A 17096-nucleotide genomic window follows, 5' to 3' on the forward strand; every position below is an offset into this window, starting at 1 on the left:
AGCAAGGATGGGAACTGAAGTCATCAACCTTGGCGGAGTCGAGCGCGAGCTTGCCCGTCTTGGCAACAAGGTCGACGCCCTGGGCTCTCACGTCTCCAGCGTGGAGTCCCAGATTTCCGAGGTCAGGGATGACCTCGCTGCTCTACGCAATGACTTTTTGACCATGATGGAGGAGCAACGACGTGCCTCCGCCCTGGAGCAGGCCGCCACCGAGTTGGTTAGCGTCAGACAGGAGATGGAGAGGAAGTTCGGAAACTACGGCGTCGTGCGCAACACCATGGTCGGCATCCTGCAGGCCACCGATGCGGCACTGGTCAGGAAGGCCACCATCTCCACGGTCTCAGAAGAGCTCATGATCTCTACCCCGGACTATTGGCTGGCCCCGGTCCTCGTGGCGCTGGCGGCGTGGATCAACAACAACCGAGACCTGGCCGAGCGCGCCATTACCGAGGCCGTGCGTCGCGACAACGAGCATTCCTCCCTGGCCATGGCACTAATCTGCAGAAGAAACCATCGTACCGGCACGTGTTACGAGTGGCTTGCTCGGTACTTCTCGACGCAGAATGCTGCCAAGATAGACATGGACTCCATGGTCTACATCGACGCCTACGTCAACGGAATCTTTGGACCAGACGAGAAGCACCTCTGCGACGACTACATGACTCGCTGGATCGCTCAGATCCAGAGCCAGACCCCACAGTTTGAGGAGAAGCAGTCGCAGTCCTGGGCTGAGTACTTCCGGACCTACGAGACCGACGGCGGCTCCAAGTACCCCGCGCTCAAGGCCGTGGTCAAGGAGTTTGGCTACATAGACAAGTACTTGGGCAAAATCAATGCCATCGAGAAGATCTCGACGGGCTTCGAGGGCATCAGGAATGCTGAGATCGACTCCCGCACGCTGGCCGAGCAGGTGGACAGTCACCTTATGGAGCTCGTCAACTCCGACGATCCCAAGGAACGCCAGCTGCGGGAGGAGGAAGAGTACCTCCTTGCGGTCAAGGCTTGCGAGGGTGACGTGACACAGGCTCGTCGCATGGTCAATCAGCGCAGGCAGGAGAAGCGTGAGCAGACCGTGAGCATCGTCGAGCAGATGACGCGCGTCGCGAGGGATAAGAGCCGCGGCGTCGATCACCACAAGAAGACTGCGTTGCGCTTCCTGGGCGGATACATCAACGATGGCTTTGCGAGGTATCGCGATGAGGAGACGCCTGACTTCCCGCAGGAGGTCACGCTCGAGCTTGACGGCTGGAGCGGACGGGCCACGACGGGGGATGAGGCTGCTGCTCTGAAGAGCGACTATGCCACCTTCATGGAGGGACAGAAGGCCGCGGAGCTTGCCGAGCTCCAAAGGAAGACTGAGCCCAAGAACCTCAAGGTCGCGGCCATGGTCTGCGCGGTCGCGGGCATTGTGTTCTTCTTCATTAATGCGACGCTGGGCATCGCTCTGCTCCTGGCGGCGGCCGTCTGCTTTGTGACCCTGAAGGGCAAGGAGAAGGCTCGCGTGAAGGGCGCTGAGGAGATTGCCGCAAAGTATGGGGCCAAGACAGAGGATGGCGCCAGGGAGATTGACCTTGCGCTGGGACAGTGGAAGGCTGCCAAGGCCGAGGCGAGCGAGCGCGGTTCCCTGCTCAAGATGGAGAAGGTCGCCTAATTGACAATCGCCGCATGCCGGCGAGGAATGGAGCGTGACATGTCTGACAACATGAACGTGACGGATTCCAGCCCCTCCCTGACCGAGGGCATGGACGCCCTTGCGGAGCTCAATGACCTCTTCTCTGAGGATGACGAGAAGATCAAGGAGTCCGAGGCCAACGTCTTGAGCCAGAACCTCACGGGCTTTGCGAGCTGCTTTCCCGACTGGGACCTGCATCCGCCAGTAGCATAGGGGCCGTCGTGTTTGCGCCAATTGTGACTCTCGTACGCGAGGGATGATTCTGGATTTGAGCAGCGACCACTTCCGTGTGAGGGATGCACTCGTATCGGAAGATGCTCGAGTGGAAGCCCGAGGACCCGTCCATTGAGACCGTCGTCGTCACCACATGGGAGAAATGCGGCGAGGGACAAGAGCCGTACGAGCTTCTCGTCCACGCCCTCCAGGCGCATGAGGTCGCCGGCGAGTGCAGCCGTGACGTCAACGGCGCTCTGACCTTGAGTGGGATTTGCCGAATTACACGGGGGTGCGGACAATTTCTTAGACACTACGGAGAGAGTACCCCAGGTCCCTGCGGTACTGCTCCGGGCTCCTCCACCCCAGGCTCCGCTTGATCCTGCCCGAGTTGTAGTAGGCGAGGTAGCCCGCCAGGCGCCGCCGGAACTCCTCGAAGCCCACCCCGGACCAGTCCCTGCCGTGGTAGAACTCCTGCTTGAGCCGGCCGAAGAAGCCCTCGGCCGCGGCGTTGTCGGGGCTGCGGCCCTTCCTCGACATGCTGCGCACCAGGCCGTGGCGCTCGCATATCGCCGCCCAGCCCGGCCACCTGTAGTGGCAGCCGCGGTCGGTGTGGACCACGGGCCGCTCGCCGGCCGCGAGCGTCGAGGCCGCCGCCTCCAGCATCGAGTCGGCCATGCGGGCGTCGGGGGACTCCGACAGGGTCCACGCCACGACCGCCCCGTCGAAGCAGTCGACCACCGGCGACAGCCAGCAGCGCCCCGACCCTATCGTGAACATGGTGACGTCGGTGACCCACAGCTCGTTGGGGCGCGAGGCGGAGAAGTCGTGGGTGCCGTCGGGGCGCAGCGGCAGGTTGGGAGGGGCCTCGGAGACCTCGCCGGCATAGCTGCTCCAGCGCCTGCGGCGCCTCAGGTAGCGCACCTCGAGCCCCTCCTCGCGCATGACGCGCCTCACGACCTTCTCGGAGACCGCCAGGGGCTCGTCGGGGTCCAGGCGCAGCCTCGCCCATATCGTGCGGTAGCCCCAGGCCCCGCCCCCGGCCTCGAACAGGGCGCGCACCCGCGCCCTCAGGGCGGCCAGGCGGTCGGGGGCGCCCCTGCGGGCGCGGTGGTAGTAGTAGGTGCTGCGCGCCACGCCGGCCGCGCGCAGGGCGTCCTCCAGGCCGAACCCGGGCCTAAGGGCGTCGGCGACCAGCGCCCTCTCCGCCGCCGTCAGCGAGTCCGGGCCCCGCCCCGGGCCGCCTCCTTTTAGGACGTCCAACACCGCCTCGGCCCTGGCGAGCTCCAGCCTCAGGGCCCGGTTCTCGGCCCTGAGGGCCTCCAGGTCCCCGGGGTCGGCCGGCGGCGGCACGCGCGGGGCGCCCCGTCCGTTCGCGAGCGACACCTCGCCCTCCCTCCCCGCGGCGCGGGCCCAGCCGCGCACGGTCTCCGGGTGGCAGCCGATCGACGCGGCGACCTCGGCGGGGTCCTCCCCGGCGAGCGCCCTGCGCGCGGCGTCGGCCCTCTGGGCAAGAGTATAGGGGGCGTGCCAGCCGACGCCCAGGTCGCCGGACGCCCAGCGCCTGATCGACTCGGCGGAGGCGAGCCCCGACTCCCTGGCGAACCTGTGGGCCGGCCGGCCGGACTCGCGCCAGAGCCCCAGGATGGCGTCCCTCTCGTCGCTCGAGTACATTGCGGGCTCCAATCCGGACGCCTGTCGGCGTCCAACTTTTCGTCCGCACCCCCCACCTTCCGCTGGAACGCCATTCTGAGCGCCGACCCAAAAGGGCATCTAGTCGCTCGCTTATTGCTTCCACTGGAACGGCAAAGTGAGCGAATGGCAGAGGTTATATCTGACGCGCGGAATCGCCTTCCAGCGGGAGCCCCATTTGAGCAAGGCGCTGTCTAAGGCCGCTTGGCGAGTAGCCGTCCTGCCGTCCCTTGCTACCATAGATCTCCCGACCCCGCGCACTTCTCGCCAGCAAAGGAGCCACGATGGACCTGCCCGACACGCTCGCCGCCGACCTCTACGACTTTGCCTTCTGCCCCGAGCCCTGCTATGAGCGGCTCGTTGACCTCGCAAACCCCGAGCCGTGGGGAGAGGGCAATCGCGTCCTCAAGAACTACCTGCTGTTCTCGTTCAAGCGGGCAGTGCAGCTGACCAAGCGGGACCACACCACGGCCGCCGCGCCCTCGGCCCTGCCGATCGTCTTTGACGAGGGACTCTGCCTCTTCAACACCGGCCTCTACACCCGCCGCTACGAGACCGTCTACGCGCTCTTTGAGCCCAACACGCGCGAGGACGCTCGCCAGAGGTGGTTCCTCAAGGGCTTCTTCAAGGAGAGCGACCCGGCGCTGCTCTCGTTTGAGTACCTGCCCTGCCGTGTGCGCTTTGCCGAGGACCCGTCCGAGCTGGTCTTTGACTATCGCCTGCCCATCCGCTCCAACATCGACCACATCCTGGGGGATGAGCGCAACCTCACGCGCATCCCGGCGAGCCTCAAGGGAGAAGAGAACTCCCTGCTGCTGCGACGTGCCTTCGAGGGCGCCGTAGTGGAGGCGGCGCGCCGTGCAGCGGCCAACTACACGCTTGCCGTTCCGCAGTTCTACAACGGGCGGATTCAGCTGCTCCTGCCGCTGTGTCTCACGGGAGACGAGCCCGAGCTCGCGCTCACCATCCAGCGCGAGGACGGCTTCTACTCGGCGCGCACCTGCCTCACGCTGGACATGGCCTACAACAACGCGCGCCTGATCTGCCGTCCGGAGTCTTCTTGGATTAAGCGCGGCTAGCTCGTGTCCAGCTTGCGCCCGGCTCGCGGCAGATTCTCTCAAAAAAGTTCTTGCGCTGCCCTGACGACTCCTGTAATCTATCCCTTGCTGCAACCCCAGCAGCGAGTCACCAAGCTTCGGGCGTTTAGCTCAGGGGGAGAGCGCTTCCCTGACACGGAAGAGGTCACAAGTTCAAATCTTGTAACGCCCACCACAAAGTCTGCGCGTCGTCGGAGAACTCCGGCGACGCGTTTTTTTGTTGCGCGTGCAAACCGCGGCGTGCCATTCGCCCCCGTCCCCAATGGCACTCACCCAATGGCATACTCGCGGCGAGAAGCCTGACTCGGCCCTAAAGCGCCACAAATACCGGGGTATGGCGGCAATCTCCTGCCATACCCCGGTTTTTGTGGCGGGGCCAGACGGAGCAGGGGCTTCCTTGCGTCACCAAACGTTTCTCGCCCGTTTCCCGTCCGCGTCAGCCCTGCGTCAGGCGAGAAACGCCCTCGCTTCGGGCGCGTAGCATCTTGGTCTCGCTTTTTCGCCGCCCTCCGGACGCCCCGTAGACTTCTCCCCGACATCGTTTTGAGGGGAGTCCCATGAGCCAGAACCTTGCATCCGCGCAGGCGCCCGCGCAGTCCGGCGACGCCGAGCCCGCCCAGCCGCGCGACCTGTACCGCAGCGAGTACGAGCACGACGCCTGCGGCATCGGCGCCATCGCGCACCTCAAGGGCAAGCGCAGCCACCAGACCCTGGACGACGCGCTGTCCGTCCTGGTCAACCTGGAGCACCGCGGCGGCACCGGCCTGGAGCGCAACACCGGCGACGGCGCCGGCGTGCTCTTCCAGATCCCGCACCGCTTCTTCCGCAAGGAGGCGCAGAAGGAGGGCCAGCTCCTGCCCGACGAGGGCGACTACGGCGTGGCCATGCTCTTCTTCCCGCACGACGACCCCCAGGGCGTCGCCGACGCGCGCCGCGTCTTCGAGGAGGGCTGCGCCGCGGCCGGCGTGCCCCTCATGTTCTGGCGAGAGGTGCCCGTGGACCCGCACGACCTGGGCAGCACGGCCCAGGCCTGCATGCCCACCATCCTGCAAGCCTTCCTGCGCCGCCCGGAGTCCACGCCGCGCGGCCAGGACTTCGAGCGCAAGCTCTACGTCTGCCGCCGCACCATCGAGCGCATGGCCGACGCCAACCCCGCGCTTGCCGGCAAGATCTTCTACGTGTGCTCCATGTCCAGTCGCACCATCGTCTACAAGGGCATGCTCGTGGCCACGCAGATGCGCCGCTTCTTCACCGACCTCAACGACGCTGCGGTGGAGACCTCGCTGGCCCTGGTGCACTCCCGCTACTCCACCAACACCACGCCCAGCTGGGAGCGCGCGCACCCCAACCGCTACATCATCCACAACGGAGAGATCAACACCCTGCGCGGCAACGTGTCCTGGATCCGCGCCCGCGAGCCGCACCTCTACAGCCCCGTCCTCGGGCATGACCTCGAGAAGGTCGTTCCCATCATCAACAAGGAGGGCTCGGACTCCGCCATCCTGGACAACGTCCTGGAGTTTTTGACCATGAACGGCCGCCCGCTGGACCGCGCGGTGACGCTCATGATTCCCGAGCCCTGGGACAAGAACCCCAACATCTCCGACAAGCGCCGCTCCTACGACGCATACCAGTCCATGCTCATGGAGCCCTGGGACGGGCCGGCCGCCATCGCCTTCACCGACGGCCGCATCCTGGGCGCCGCCCTCGACAGAAACGGCCTGCGCCCGGCGCGCTACTACGTCACCCGCGACGACCGCATCATCCTCTCGTCCGAGGTGGGCACCATCGACGTGGACCCGGCAAACGTGCTGCGCACGGGCTGCCTCGGCCCCGGCGAGATGCTGGAGGTCGACCCCTCCCAGGGCCGCGTCATCTGGAACGACGAGATCCGCGACCGCTTTGCAAACGAGAAGCCCTACCGAGACTGGCTCGACGAGGAGACCCTCGACATCTCCGACCTGCGCGAGCCCGGAGAGGCCGAGCTGCCCGACGCCCCCGACGGGGCCATCCCGCTGACCGAGCGCATGGCTCGCCTGGGCTACCACTACGACGACGTGGACGAGGCCATCCGCCCCATGGCAACCGCGGCCAAGGTGCCCCTGGCCTCCATGGGCGTGGACGCGCCGCTGGCGTGCCTCTCCAAGAAGACCCGCTCGTTCTTTGACTACTTCAACCAGCTCTTTGCGCAGGTCACCAACCCGCCCATCGACGCCCTGCGCGAGAGCCTGGTCACCAGCCAGGTGCTCTACCTGGGCAACCATGGCAACCTCCTGGAGGACTGCCGCGACACCTGCCGCCTGGTGCGCCTGCAGGGCCCCATGCTCACCAGGGACGCCTTCGAGCGCATCTGCGCCATCGACCGCGTGGGCTTCAAGACGGTGCGCCTGACCTGCTCCTACCCGAGGGACGGCCAAGAGGGCGCCCTCGCCGCGGCGCTTGACCGCCTGGCGGCCGACGCCGAGGCCGCCGTGCGCGGCGGGGCCAACATCGTCGTGCTCTCCGACCGCGCCGCCGCCGGGGAGGTGCCGGTGCCGTCCCTGCTCTCGCTGGGCTGCGTGCACAACCACCTCATCCGCGTGGGCCTGCGCATGAACGCCGACCTGGTGGTGGAGACCGGCGACGCCATCAACGCGCACGACTTTGCCTGCCTGGTGGGCTACTCCGCCTCCGGCATCTACCCCTACATGGCCCACGAGTGCATCGCAGACCTCTGCGAGAGGGGCGCCATCGAGCTTCCCGTGGAGGAGGCCCAGGCCAACTATGACCGCGCCGTCACGGCAGGCATCGTCTCCATCATGTCCAAGATGGGCATCTCCACCATGCAGGGCTACCACTCCGCCCAGATCTTCGAGGTGCTCGGCCTCTCCGAGGACCTGGTTGAGCGCTACTTCACGTCCACGGCCACGCGCATCGGCGGCCTTGGCATCGGTGACGTCCAGCGCGAGCTCTCCGAACGCTATGACTCCGCCCGCGCCCTGGCCAAGACCCCCGCGCCCGACCAGCTGCCCTCCCTGGGCCTCACCAAGTGGCGTCCGCAGGGCGGCGAGGAGCACCTCATCGACCCCAAGGCCGTCTACCTGCTGCAGCATGCCTGCCGCGAGGGAAGCTACGAGGAGTTCAAGGAGTTCTCCGCCTGGGTGCACCGCCCCGGCCGCGCCGTCACCCTGCGCGACCTCATGGGCTTCTCGCCAAAGGGCGCGCCCGTGCCGCTTGACGAGGTCGAGCCTGTGGAGAGCATCCTCACCCGCTTCAACACCGGCGCCATGAGCTACGGCTCCATCAGCCGGGAGCAGCACGAGTGCCTGGCCATCGCCATGAACCGCATCCACGGCCGCTCCAACACCGGCGAGGGCGGAGAGGATCCCGCGCGCGAGACCCCGCTTCCCAACGGGGACTCCAGGAAGAGCGCCATCAAGCAGGTGGCCTCCGGCCGCTTTGGCGTCACGAGCCGCTACCTGAGGAGCGCCATAGAGATCCAGATCAAGATGGCCCAGGGCGCCAAGCCCGGCGAGGGCGGCCACCTGCCCGGCAAGAAGGTCTACCCCTGGATTGCCGAGGTGCGCCAGTCCACGCCCGGCGTCGGTCTCATCAGCCCGCCTCCCCACCACGACATCTACTCCATCGAGGACCTGGCCGAGCTCATCTTTGACCTCAAGAACGCCAACCCCGATGCGCGCATCTCGGTCAAGCTCTGCGCCCTGGCGGGCGTGGGCACCATCGCCACCGGCGTGGCCAAGGGCGGCGCCGACAAGATCACCATCTCGGGCCACAACGGCGGCACCGGCGCGGCCCCGCGCGACTCCATCTACCACGCCGGCATCCCCTTTGAGATCGGCCTGGCCGAGACCCAGCAGACGCTCGTGCGCAACGGTCTGCGCTCCCGCGTCGTGGTGGAGACGGACGGCAAGCTCATGAGCGGCCGAGACGTCGCCATCGCCGCCCTTCTGGGCGCCGAGGAGTTCGGCTTTGCCACCATGCCGCTCATCGCCTGCGGCTGCCTCATGCAGCGCGACTGCCAGCAGGACACCTGCCCGGCGGGCATCGCCACGCAGAACTGCAGGCTGCGCGGCCGCTTTGCCGGCAAGCCCGAGCACGTGGTCAACTTCATGACCTTCGTGGCCCAGGAGCTGCGAGAGATCATGGCCAGTCTCGGCTTCCGCACGGTGGACGAGATGGTAGGCCACCCCGAGTGCCTGCGACAGGTGGAGGTCGAGGGCAACTGGAAGGCCAACCGCATGGACCTTTCCGACCTTCTCGCCGAGGGAACCTGCGAGTTCGGACGGCACATCCCGGGCGCCGACGGCCGCCACTTCCTGCAGTCCATGGCGCCTGACCTGGGCATTGGCAAGACGCTGGATGCCACGCTCTTTGTGCCCTACACCGAGAGCGCCCGCGCCCACCTCACGCCCATCCGCTTCCACGCGGACATCTCCAACGTCAACCGCTGCGTGGGCACGCTGCTTGGCTCCATGGTCACCAAGAGCCACCCCGAGGGGCTGCCCGAGGGTTCCGTCACGGTGGACTGCGAGGGAGCGGGCGGCCAGAGCTTCGGCGCGTTTTTGCCGGCGGGCGTGACGCTCAACATCTGCGGCGACGCCAACGACTACTTTGGCAAGGGCCTCTCCGGAGGCGTGCTCTCCGTGCGCCCGCCCGAGGATGCCACGTTCAAGTTCGACGAGAACATCGTGGTGGGCAACGTGGCGTTCTACGGCGCGACGAGCGGCCGCGGATTTGTGAACGGCCTGGCCGGCCAGCGCTTTGCCGTGCGCAACTCCGGCGCCACCGTGGTGGTGGAGGGCTGCGGCAACCACGGCTGCGAGTACATGACCGGCGGCCTCGCCCTCATCCTGGGCGAGGTGGGCATGAACTTTGCCGCGGGCATGAGCGGCGGCGTGGCCTACGTCTACGACGCCTTCGGCACCCTGGCGCAGAAGTGCAACCTGGACATGGTTGACCTCAGGCAGCCCACCGAGGCCGAGCTCGACCTCATCCACGAGCTCATCGAGGAGCACGCGCTGCGCACCCAGAGCCCGCGTGGCATCAAGATGCTCTACCGCTTCAAGGCCGTGGCGAAGGACTTCGTCAAGGTCATTCCGAGGGACTACGAGCGCGTCCTCGCGCACGCGCAGGAGGCCGAGGGCAGGGGCATGTCCCATGCCGACGCCCTGCAGTACGCCTTCGACGCAATGAAGGAGGGGAAGTAGCATGGGCAAGCCCGGCGCATTCCTTGACCTGGGCCGCCGTGCCCACGACCTTCGTCCCGTTGTCGAGCGCACGGGCGACTACGACGAGCTCTACGTGACGCTTCCCGCCGAGGAGCAGCGCGCGCAGGCCAGCCGCTGCATGATGTGCGGCGTGGCCTTCTGCCAGACGGGCGCCTCCTTTGGCAAGGCGCGCCCCTCCGGCTGCCCGCTGCACAACCTCATCCCGGAGTGGAACGACCTGCTCTACCGTGGCCAGTGGGCAGAGGCCGCAAAGCGCCTCTCGCTCACGAGCCCGCTGCCCGAGTTCACGAGCCGCGTCTGCCCGGCCCTGTGCGAGGCGGCCTGCAACCTGGGCCGCGACGACGAGCCCGAGACCATCCACGACAACGAGCGCGCCATCTCCGACTGGGAGTGGGCGCACGGCGGGCCCATGCGGTTCTCGCCTGCCGCGCCAGACGCGCCGCGCGTGGCCGTGGTGGGCTCCGGCCCCTCCGGCCTGGCGAGCGCCTGGGAGCTCGCGCGCCGCGGGGCACGCGTGACCGTCGTGGAGAAGGCCGACCGCGCGGGCGGCCTGCTCATGTATGGCATCCCCAACATGAAGCTGCCCAAGGACGTGGTGGAGCGCCGCGTGGGGCTCATGCGCGAGCTGGGCATCGAGTTCCGCCTTGAGACCGATGCCTCCGAGGCTGACGTGGCCGAGGGGCTGCTTGCCGACTTTGACGCCGTGGTGGTGGCCGCAGGGGCCGGTGCCCCGCGCGGGCTTGGCGCCGAGGGCTTTGCCGAGGGCCTGGCCGCCGGCGGCGTGGTCTTTGCCGTGGACTACCTCACGTCAGCGACCAAGGCGGTGCTGGGCGGCGGCGCGCCCGCCATCGACGCGGTCGGCAAGGACGTCGTGGTCATCGGCGGCGGAGACACGGGCAACGACTGCCTGGGCACGGCCGTGCGCCAGGGCGCCAGAAGCGTGCGCCAGCTGGAGTTCATGCCCTACGCGCCCGAGGTCCCGGCGGCGACAAACGCCTGGCCGCAGTGGCCCAACGTCAAGAAGACCGACTACGGCCAGCAGGAGGCCATCGCCCTCATGGGGGCCGAGATGCGCGAGTGGGCCGTGGACACCCTCGAGGTCCTGCGTGACGAGAAGGGCGCCGTGAGCGGCATCCGCGTCGTGGACCTCGACTGGTCGGCCGGCCGCCCCGAGCGCCGCATGGAGACCGAGCGCGTCATGGGCGCCCAGCTGGTGCTCATTGCCTGCGGCTTCACCGGCCCCAAGACCGACGTGCTCTCTGCGCTGGGCGTGGAGCTTGCTCACGAGGGGCGTCCGCTTCCCGTCATGGCCTGCCGCTGCTCCCACCGCGCGGCGGGGGAGAAGCGCGCGGGCAAGGCCTCCGTCTACGTTGCCGGCGACGCCCGCAACGGCAGCTCCCTTGTGGTCTCCGCCATCGCCGACGCCATGGCCTGCGCCTCCGAGGTTGCCGCAGAGCTGGGGCTCTAGCCATGCCCGACCTGGGCGACATTCCCGTCCTCGCCCGCGGTGCCATCCCCGGTGTCGCGGACTCGGGCCCCGGCGGTGCGTCTGTTGGCGCCGACCCCGGGCCCGCGCCGGGCCTTGTCTGGCTCGAGGACGGCCTCGAGGTGCCCTTCTGCGACGCGGGCGCCTCTCGCCCCTGGCTGGAGGCCTCATCGGACGCCCCTGACGCGCCCGTCGAGCACCTGCGCCCCCGCGACCATCACGACGAAGACGAGCCCCCGACCCTCCTGTGGGTCTAGGGGCTCGTCCCTTCTCGCCGTGCGCTTCTTACCTGCTCCGCCGTTTGCATGTGAAATTGGTCTGTCAGCGTGACCTCTCCGTCCAATTTCACATGCAAGCTGCGGGGCATCGCCGCCGGCTACGCCCCGTCCACGCGGCCGTTGTAGTTGACACCTGCCACGAGCTCCTCCACGCGGCTGCGCTCGCCGCGGACGAGGGCCTCGGCCAGGGCGGGGTAGTAGCCCAGCGCCTCGTCGAAGAGGTCGGCCATGCTCTCGTGGCGCACGCGTCCGGTCTGGGGGTCGCACCACTCGTGGCGGGCGAGGTTGGCCGCCGGGCAGTCGCAGGTGCGCACCACGCGGTGGGCCATGGACTGTGCAAAGGAGTGCGGGCGCACCAGCCGCTCCGCCACGCCCACGGCGCGCGTGAGGGGCTTCTCGGCGGGGTCTATGAGGCGGTACTGAAGCTCGTAGTCGGCCGTGCAGCCGGCGTACTCCTCGGCGGCAAGCTCCACGCCAAAGGCGGCGTAGGCCACCTGGCTGAGCAGCGCGCCCGCCACGCGGTCGATGCGCTCGGTGCGCATGAGGTTGTCCGCGGCGGGGCGGTCCAGCACCGTGGCGCGGCGCTTCTCCCACAGAATCCAGGTGTCGATGTCGCTCTCGATGACGGCGTGAAGCTCCGAGCCCGCCCCCGCGAGGGAGGCCTCTGCGGCCGCCAGCGCCTCCTGCTGCGCGAAGACAAAGGGGTGCGCCGTGCGGTCCAGCGCGTAGTGGCCGAGCGCTCCCAGGGCAAAGGCGCGCCCCACGCGCTCGTCTGCCACGGGCAGGTGGCTCACGCCGTCCCTCATGGCAAAGGCGGCCTCTACCACGCGCCCGTCGTGCATGGCGTGCCCCAGGCGCCGGCACCGCACAGCCACCGAGGGCGCCGTGGAGAAGCGCGCAAAGAGTGGGTCGGGCCCCTGGTTTCCCAGGAGGAACGCCAGGACCTCCTCCTCGCCCTCGACCATTCCGGCCGGCAGCGTCCTCAGGACGTCCTCGCCAAAGATGTGGTGCGTGATGATGGCAGGCATGGGCCCTCCTCGTCTCTGTCCGCAAGACTCTAGGGTACCCCAAACATCCCGGCGCCGGCCCGCGTGAGCCCCGCGCGCTTCTCGTCTGACAACGCGCTTACGAACGCTCTAACCGTTTAAATGGCATGTTCGCTCAAACGAGCGGCAGGTCACGGGCTGACTGGTACCGTTCGGCAGAAACCATTTGTTAACCAGGGGCAAAAGGGTTACAACACTTTGCAGGGAGAACGCCACGTAACCCTTACGTGGCGCGGACGTTTCTCCGACAAGGGGAAACCGACAGAAGGGGAAAGCAATGACTAACCTCACTCGTAGGAACTTCATCGGCGTCGCGGGCATCGCGGCCGCTGGCCTCGGCCTCGTTGGCTGCGGCGGCTCCGGCTCCAGCGACACCAAGACGGACGACGGCAAGTCCGACGCCACCACCGACAAGGTCGGCGCCTCCGAGGACCTGGTCAAGGCCGCCAAGGACGAGGGCTCGCTCATCGTCTACGGCTCCTGCGAGGAGGACTACCTCGCCGCCGCCTGCAACCACTTCCAGGAGCTCTACGGCATCGACGTCCAGTACCAGCGCCTCTCCACCGGTGAGGTCCAGGCCAAGATCGAGGAGGAGAAGGGCAACCCCTCCGGCGACGTCTGGTTCGGCGGCACTTCCGACCCCTACAACGTGGCCGCCGCCGAGGACCTGCTCATGCCGTACGAGGCCGCCAACGCCTCCCACATCACGGCTCCGCAGTACAAGGACGCCAACAACAACTGGTTCGGCATCTATACCGGTATGCTCGGCATCATGTACAACAAGGACGAGCTCGAGCGCAAGGGCCTGGACGCCCCCAAGGACTTCGCCGACCTCACCGACGAGAAGTACAAGGGCCTGATTTGGTCCTCCAACTACAACACCGCCGGCACCGCCAAGCTCATCGTCAACACGATGATCCAGAAGTACGGCCACGACGACGGCATCAAGTTCCTCGTCGACCTCGACAAGAACATCGCCGTCTACACCAAGTCCGGCTCCGGCCCGTCCAAGAACATCGGCACCGGCGAGTGCACCATCGGCCTGGGCTTCCTGCACGACGGCATCTACCAGATCGTGGACAACGGCTACGACAACATCGGCCTGCAGGTCCCCACGTCCGGCACCTCCTGCGAGATTGGTGCCACCGCCATCTTCAAGGGCGCCAAGCACGAGAACGCCGCCAAGCTGTGGATTGAGTACGCCCTGTCCCCGGAGTGCGTCGAGCTGGCCGCCAAGAACGGCTCCTACCAGTTCCTGGTCATCGACAACGCCGAGCAGCCCGCGGTTGCCACCGAGTACGGCCTCGATCCCAAGAACACCATGGACTACGACTTCGACCAGGCCAAGGCTGACACCAAGCAGAACGTCGAGGACGTCATGGCCGCCCTCGGCGGTGGCGACGACCGCTTCCAGACCGAGTAGGCGCCCGGAGTCTCCCAAGCTCTGCGCGCAGGCGTAGAATTTGACTTTGGTTAAGTGCCGGGCGGACGCTTTGATGGTCCGCCCGGCTCTGTGCTGCGAGGGTTTGTTCGACCGTCCGCAAGAGAGAGGAGCAAGCGTATGGCAAAGGACCAAGGCGCGGCTCTCGACCGTAAGAAGTTGATGGGCGACCCCATCATGGTGACCACCATCGTGGTGCTCATCGCCTTCCTGACCCTGTTCATCCTGTACCCGCTGGCAATCCTGCTCGTGGACTCCTTCGTCACGGACTCCGGTCCGAGCTTCGAGGTCTTCACGCGCATCTTCCAGATGGGTTCGTTCACCACGGCCATCACCAACACCCTGGCCGTCGGCTTCCTCGTGAGCATCGTGTCCGCGCTCGTGGGCCTGCTGTTTGCCTACGTTGAGGTCTACGTCAAGCTCAAGACCAAGTTCATGAGCGGCCTGTTCCAGGTCGTCTCCATGCTGCCCGTGGTCTCCCCGCCGTTCGTGCTCTCGCTCTCCATCATCATGCTCTTCGGCAAGTCTGGCCTCATCACCCGCTATCTGCTGGGCATGTACGACAACTCTGTCTACGGCTTCTGGGGCATTTTCGTCGTCCAGACCCTGACCTTCTTCCCGGTCTGCTACATGATGCTCAAGGGCCTGCTCAAGAACATCGACCCCTCCCTCGAGGAGGCCGCGCGCGACATGGGCGCCTCCCGCTGGAAGGTCTTCACCAGCGTCACGCTGCCCCTCGTCCTTCCCGGCCTGGGCAACGCCTTCCTGGTCACGTTCATCGAGTCCATCGCCGACTTTGCCAACCCCATGATCATCGGCGGCTCCTACGACACGCTGGCCACCACCATCTATCTGCAGATCACCGGCGCCTACGACAAGCAGGGCGCGGCCGCCATGGCAGTCGTGCTTCTCTGCATCACGCTTTTGATGTTCATCGTCCAGAAGTACGTGCTGGAGGCCAAGTCCACGGCCACGCTCTCCGGCAAGGCCAGCCGCGCCCGCATGCTCATCACTGACGCCTCCGTGCGCATCCCGCTCACCGTCATCTGCTGCGCGCTTGCCATCTTCGTCGTCGTGATGTACCTCTGCGTGCCCTTCGGCGCCCTGTTCAAGACCTGGGGCTACGACTTCAGCCTGACCACCAAGTGGTTCGAGCAAGTCTTCACCAAGTACCACGGCTTCCAGGCGTTCCGCGATTCCTTCCTGCTGTCGCTCATCGCCGCCCCGATCACGGCCATCCTGTCCATGGTCATCTCCTATCTCGTGGTCAAGCGTAACTTCCGCACCAAGGGCTTCATCGAGGCCGTTTCCATGCTCGCCATGGCCGTCCCCGGCACCGTCCTGGGCGTCGGCTACATCCGCGGCTTCTCCGGCGGCATCTTCCACACGGGCGTCCTGCAGGGCATCTACGGCTCTGCCGCCATCCTGATCATCGTCTTCATCGTGCGCTCGCTGCCCACCGGCACCCGCTCGGGCATCTCGGCGCTGAGGCAGATCGACAAGTCCATCGAGGAGTCCGCCTACGACATGGGCGCCGACAGCTTCACCGTTTTCCGCACGGTCACGCTGCCCCTCATCAAGGACTCGTTCTTCAGCGGCCTCGTCACCGCGTTCGTGCGCTCCATCACCGCAATCTCCGCGATCATCCTGCTGGTCACGCCGCAGTTCTTCCTCATCACGGTGCAGATCAACGAGTTCGCCGAGAAGGGCAACTACGGCATCGCCTGCGCGTTCGCAACCATCCTGATCGTCATCACGTACGGCTCGGTTCTCCTCATGAACCTTGCCATCAAGCACTTCGGTACCAGCAAGAAGCTCGCAACTGAGGAGGACTAGCAATGGCTAAGGAGAAGAAGGGCGTCCGTCTGGACCACGTCTCCAAGATCTACCAGGACCCCAAGACCGGCAAGGACTTCTACGCCGTCCACGACGCCAACATCAACATTGAGCCCGGCGAGTTCGTCACCCTGCTCGGCCCGTCCGGCTGCGGCAAGACCACCATCCTGCGCATGATCGCCGGCTTCGAGAGCCCCAACGAGGGAGAGATCTACCTCGGCGGCGAGCCCATCAACGAGCTCACCCCCAACAAGCGCGACACCGCCATGGTGTTCCAGAGCTACGCGCTTCTCCCGCACTACAACATCTTTGACAACGTGGCCTACGGCCTGAAGCTGCGCAAGCTGCCCAAGGACCAGATCACCGAGAAGGTCCACGGCATCCTGGGCATGGTCGGCCTGGAGGGCATGGAGGACCGCATGACCAACCAGCTCTCCGGCGGCCAGCAGCAACGCGTCGCCCTGGCGCGCGCCCTGGTCCTGGAGCCGGGTGTCCTCCTCTTTGACGAGCCGCTCTCCAACCTGGACGCCAAACTGCGCGTCGACATGCGCAACGAGATCCGCCGCATCCAGCAGCAGGCTGGCATCACCGCCATCTACGTCACGCACGACCAGTCCGAGGCCATGGCGCTCTCCGACAACATCATCATCATGAAGAAGGGCGTCGTAGACCAGATCGGCGACCCGCACACCGTCTACTACCACCCCGTGGACGAGTTCGTGGCCGACTTCATCGGAGAGTCCAACTTCCTGCGCGGCTCCATCTCCAAGAAGGACGGCGAGAGCGGCCTTGCCACCATCGAGGGCCACGAGGTCGAGGTCGCCAGCATCGGCCACCTCTCCGAGGGCGACAAGTGCGTCCTGGTTCTGCGTCCCGAGAGCGCCCAGCTCGCCGAGGAAGGCGTGCTGCCCTGCAAGGTCACGCTGTCCCGCTTCATGGGCAACTACCAGAACTACCAGGTCATGGTTGGCGACACCCTCGTCAAGATCACCGACTTCAACCCCAAGAACCACAAGATCTTCGAGGTTGGCGACGAGGCCTTCGTCAAGTTTGGCAAGGAGGACGTGCACGTCCTGTAGCCGGGTTGCAAGCGGTTGAAGCACTGGG

11 protein-coding genes and 1 tRNA gene are annotated in these 17096 nt (G+C 66.5%); 10 read left to right on the forward strand and 2 right to left on the reverse strand.

Features of this window, described 5'->3' with window-relative positions:
• Positions 1–7: 7 nt before the first annotated feature.
• The gene (locus DXV50_RS01985) at positions 8–1651 is read left to right on the forward strand and encodes a hypothetical protein (protein WP_117204547.1); all 1644 of its coding nucleotides are present in this window, start codon (positions 8–10) and stop codon (positions 1649–1651) included.
• Positions 1652–1690: 39 nt separating this feature from the next.
• Positions 1691–1885: a hypothetical protein gene (locus tag DXV50_RS01990; RefSeq protein WP_117204548.1), complete on the forward strand. Its 195-nt coding sequence runs from the start codon at positions 1691–1693 to the stop codon at positions 1883–1885.
• A 306-nt stretch (positions 1886–2191) separates the two neighbouring features.
• On the opposite strand, the gene DXV50_RS01995 is transcribed toward DXV50_RS01990, so the two are convergent.
• On the reverse strand, positions 2192–3559 hold the full coding sequence (locus tag DXV50_RS01995) for an IS3 family transposase (protein WP_117204237.1): 1368 nt from the start codon (positions 3557–3559) through the stop codon (positions 2192–2194).
• Positions 3560–3861: 302 nt separating this feature from the next.
• Between DXV50_RS01995 and DXV50_RS09820 the strand changes: the two genes are divergently transcribed.
• From DXV50_RS09820 to DXV50_RS02020, 5 genes are all read left to right on the forward strand, one after another.
• Positions 3862–4656, forward strand: coding sequence for a DUF3825 domain-containing protein (locus DXV50_RS09820; RefSeq protein WP_232817422.1), 795 nt, complete (start codon positions 3862–3864; stop codon positions 4654–4656).
• Between the two features lie 118 nt (positions 4657–4774).
• A tRNA-Val gene (locus tag DXV50_RS02005) sits at positions 4775–4849 on the forward strand.
• Between the two features lie 382 nt (positions 4850–5231).
• A complete protein-coding gene (gene gltB / locus DXV50_RS02010) occupies positions 5232–9881 on the forward strand; it encodes a glutamate synthase large subunit (protein WP_117204550.1) in 4650 nt (1549 codons plus the stop codon).
• A 1-nt stretch (position 9882) separates the two neighbouring features.
• A complete protein-coding gene (locus tag DXV50_RS02015) occupies positions 9883–11370 on the forward strand; it encodes a glutamate synthase subunit beta (RefSeq protein WP_117204551.1) in 1488 nt (495 codons plus the stop codon).
• Positions 11371–11372: 2 nt separating this feature from the next.
• A complete protein-coding gene (locus tag DXV50_RS02020) occupies positions 11373–11645 on the forward strand; it encodes a hypothetical protein (protein ID WP_117204552.1) in 273 nt (90 codons plus the stop codon).
• Positions 11646–11764: 119 nt separating this feature from the next.
• Here the strand turns inward: DXV50_RS02020 and DXV50_RS02025 are convergent, their stop codons facing one another.
• Entirely contained in the window at positions 11765–12694 is a 930-nt protein-coding gene (locus DXV50_RS02025; RefSeq protein ID WP_117204553.1) for a zinc dependent phospholipase C family protein, read from the reverse strand.
• Between the two features lie 295 nt (positions 12695–12989).
• Here DXV50_RS02025 and DXV50_RS02030 point away from each other — a divergent pair, with 295 nt between their 5' ends.
• The 3 genes from DXV50_RS02030 to DXV50_RS02040 all read left to right on the forward strand — a co-directional run bounded on the left by DXV50_RS02030 (position 12990) and on the right by DXV50_RS02040 (position 17068).
• On the forward strand, positions 12990–14135 hold the full coding sequence (locus tag DXV50_RS02030; RefSeq protein WP_117204554.1) for an ABC transporter substrate-binding protein: 1146 nt from the start codon (positions 12990–12992) through the stop codon (positions 14133–14135).
• 138 nt (positions 14136–14273) lie between these two features.
• Positions 14274–15989: an ABC transporter permease gene (locus DXV50_RS02035; protein WP_117204555.1), complete on the forward strand. Its 1716-nt coding sequence runs from the start codon at positions 14274–14276 to the stop codon at positions 15987–15989.
• Positions 15990–15991: 2 nt separating this feature from the next.
• Positions 15992–17068, forward strand: coding sequence for an ABC transporter ATP-binding protein (locus tag DXV50_RS02040; protein ID WP_117204556.1), 1077 nt, complete (start codon positions 15992–15994; stop codon positions 17066–17068).
• Positions 17069–17096 lie beyond the last annotated feature (28 nt).

The organism is Paratractidigestivibacter faecalis (assembly GCF_003416765.1).
In the GTDB taxonomy this organism is placed as follows: Bacteria; Actinomycetota; Coriobacteriia; order Coriobacteriales; family Atopobiaceae; genus Paratractidigestivibacter; species Paratractidigestivibacter faecalis.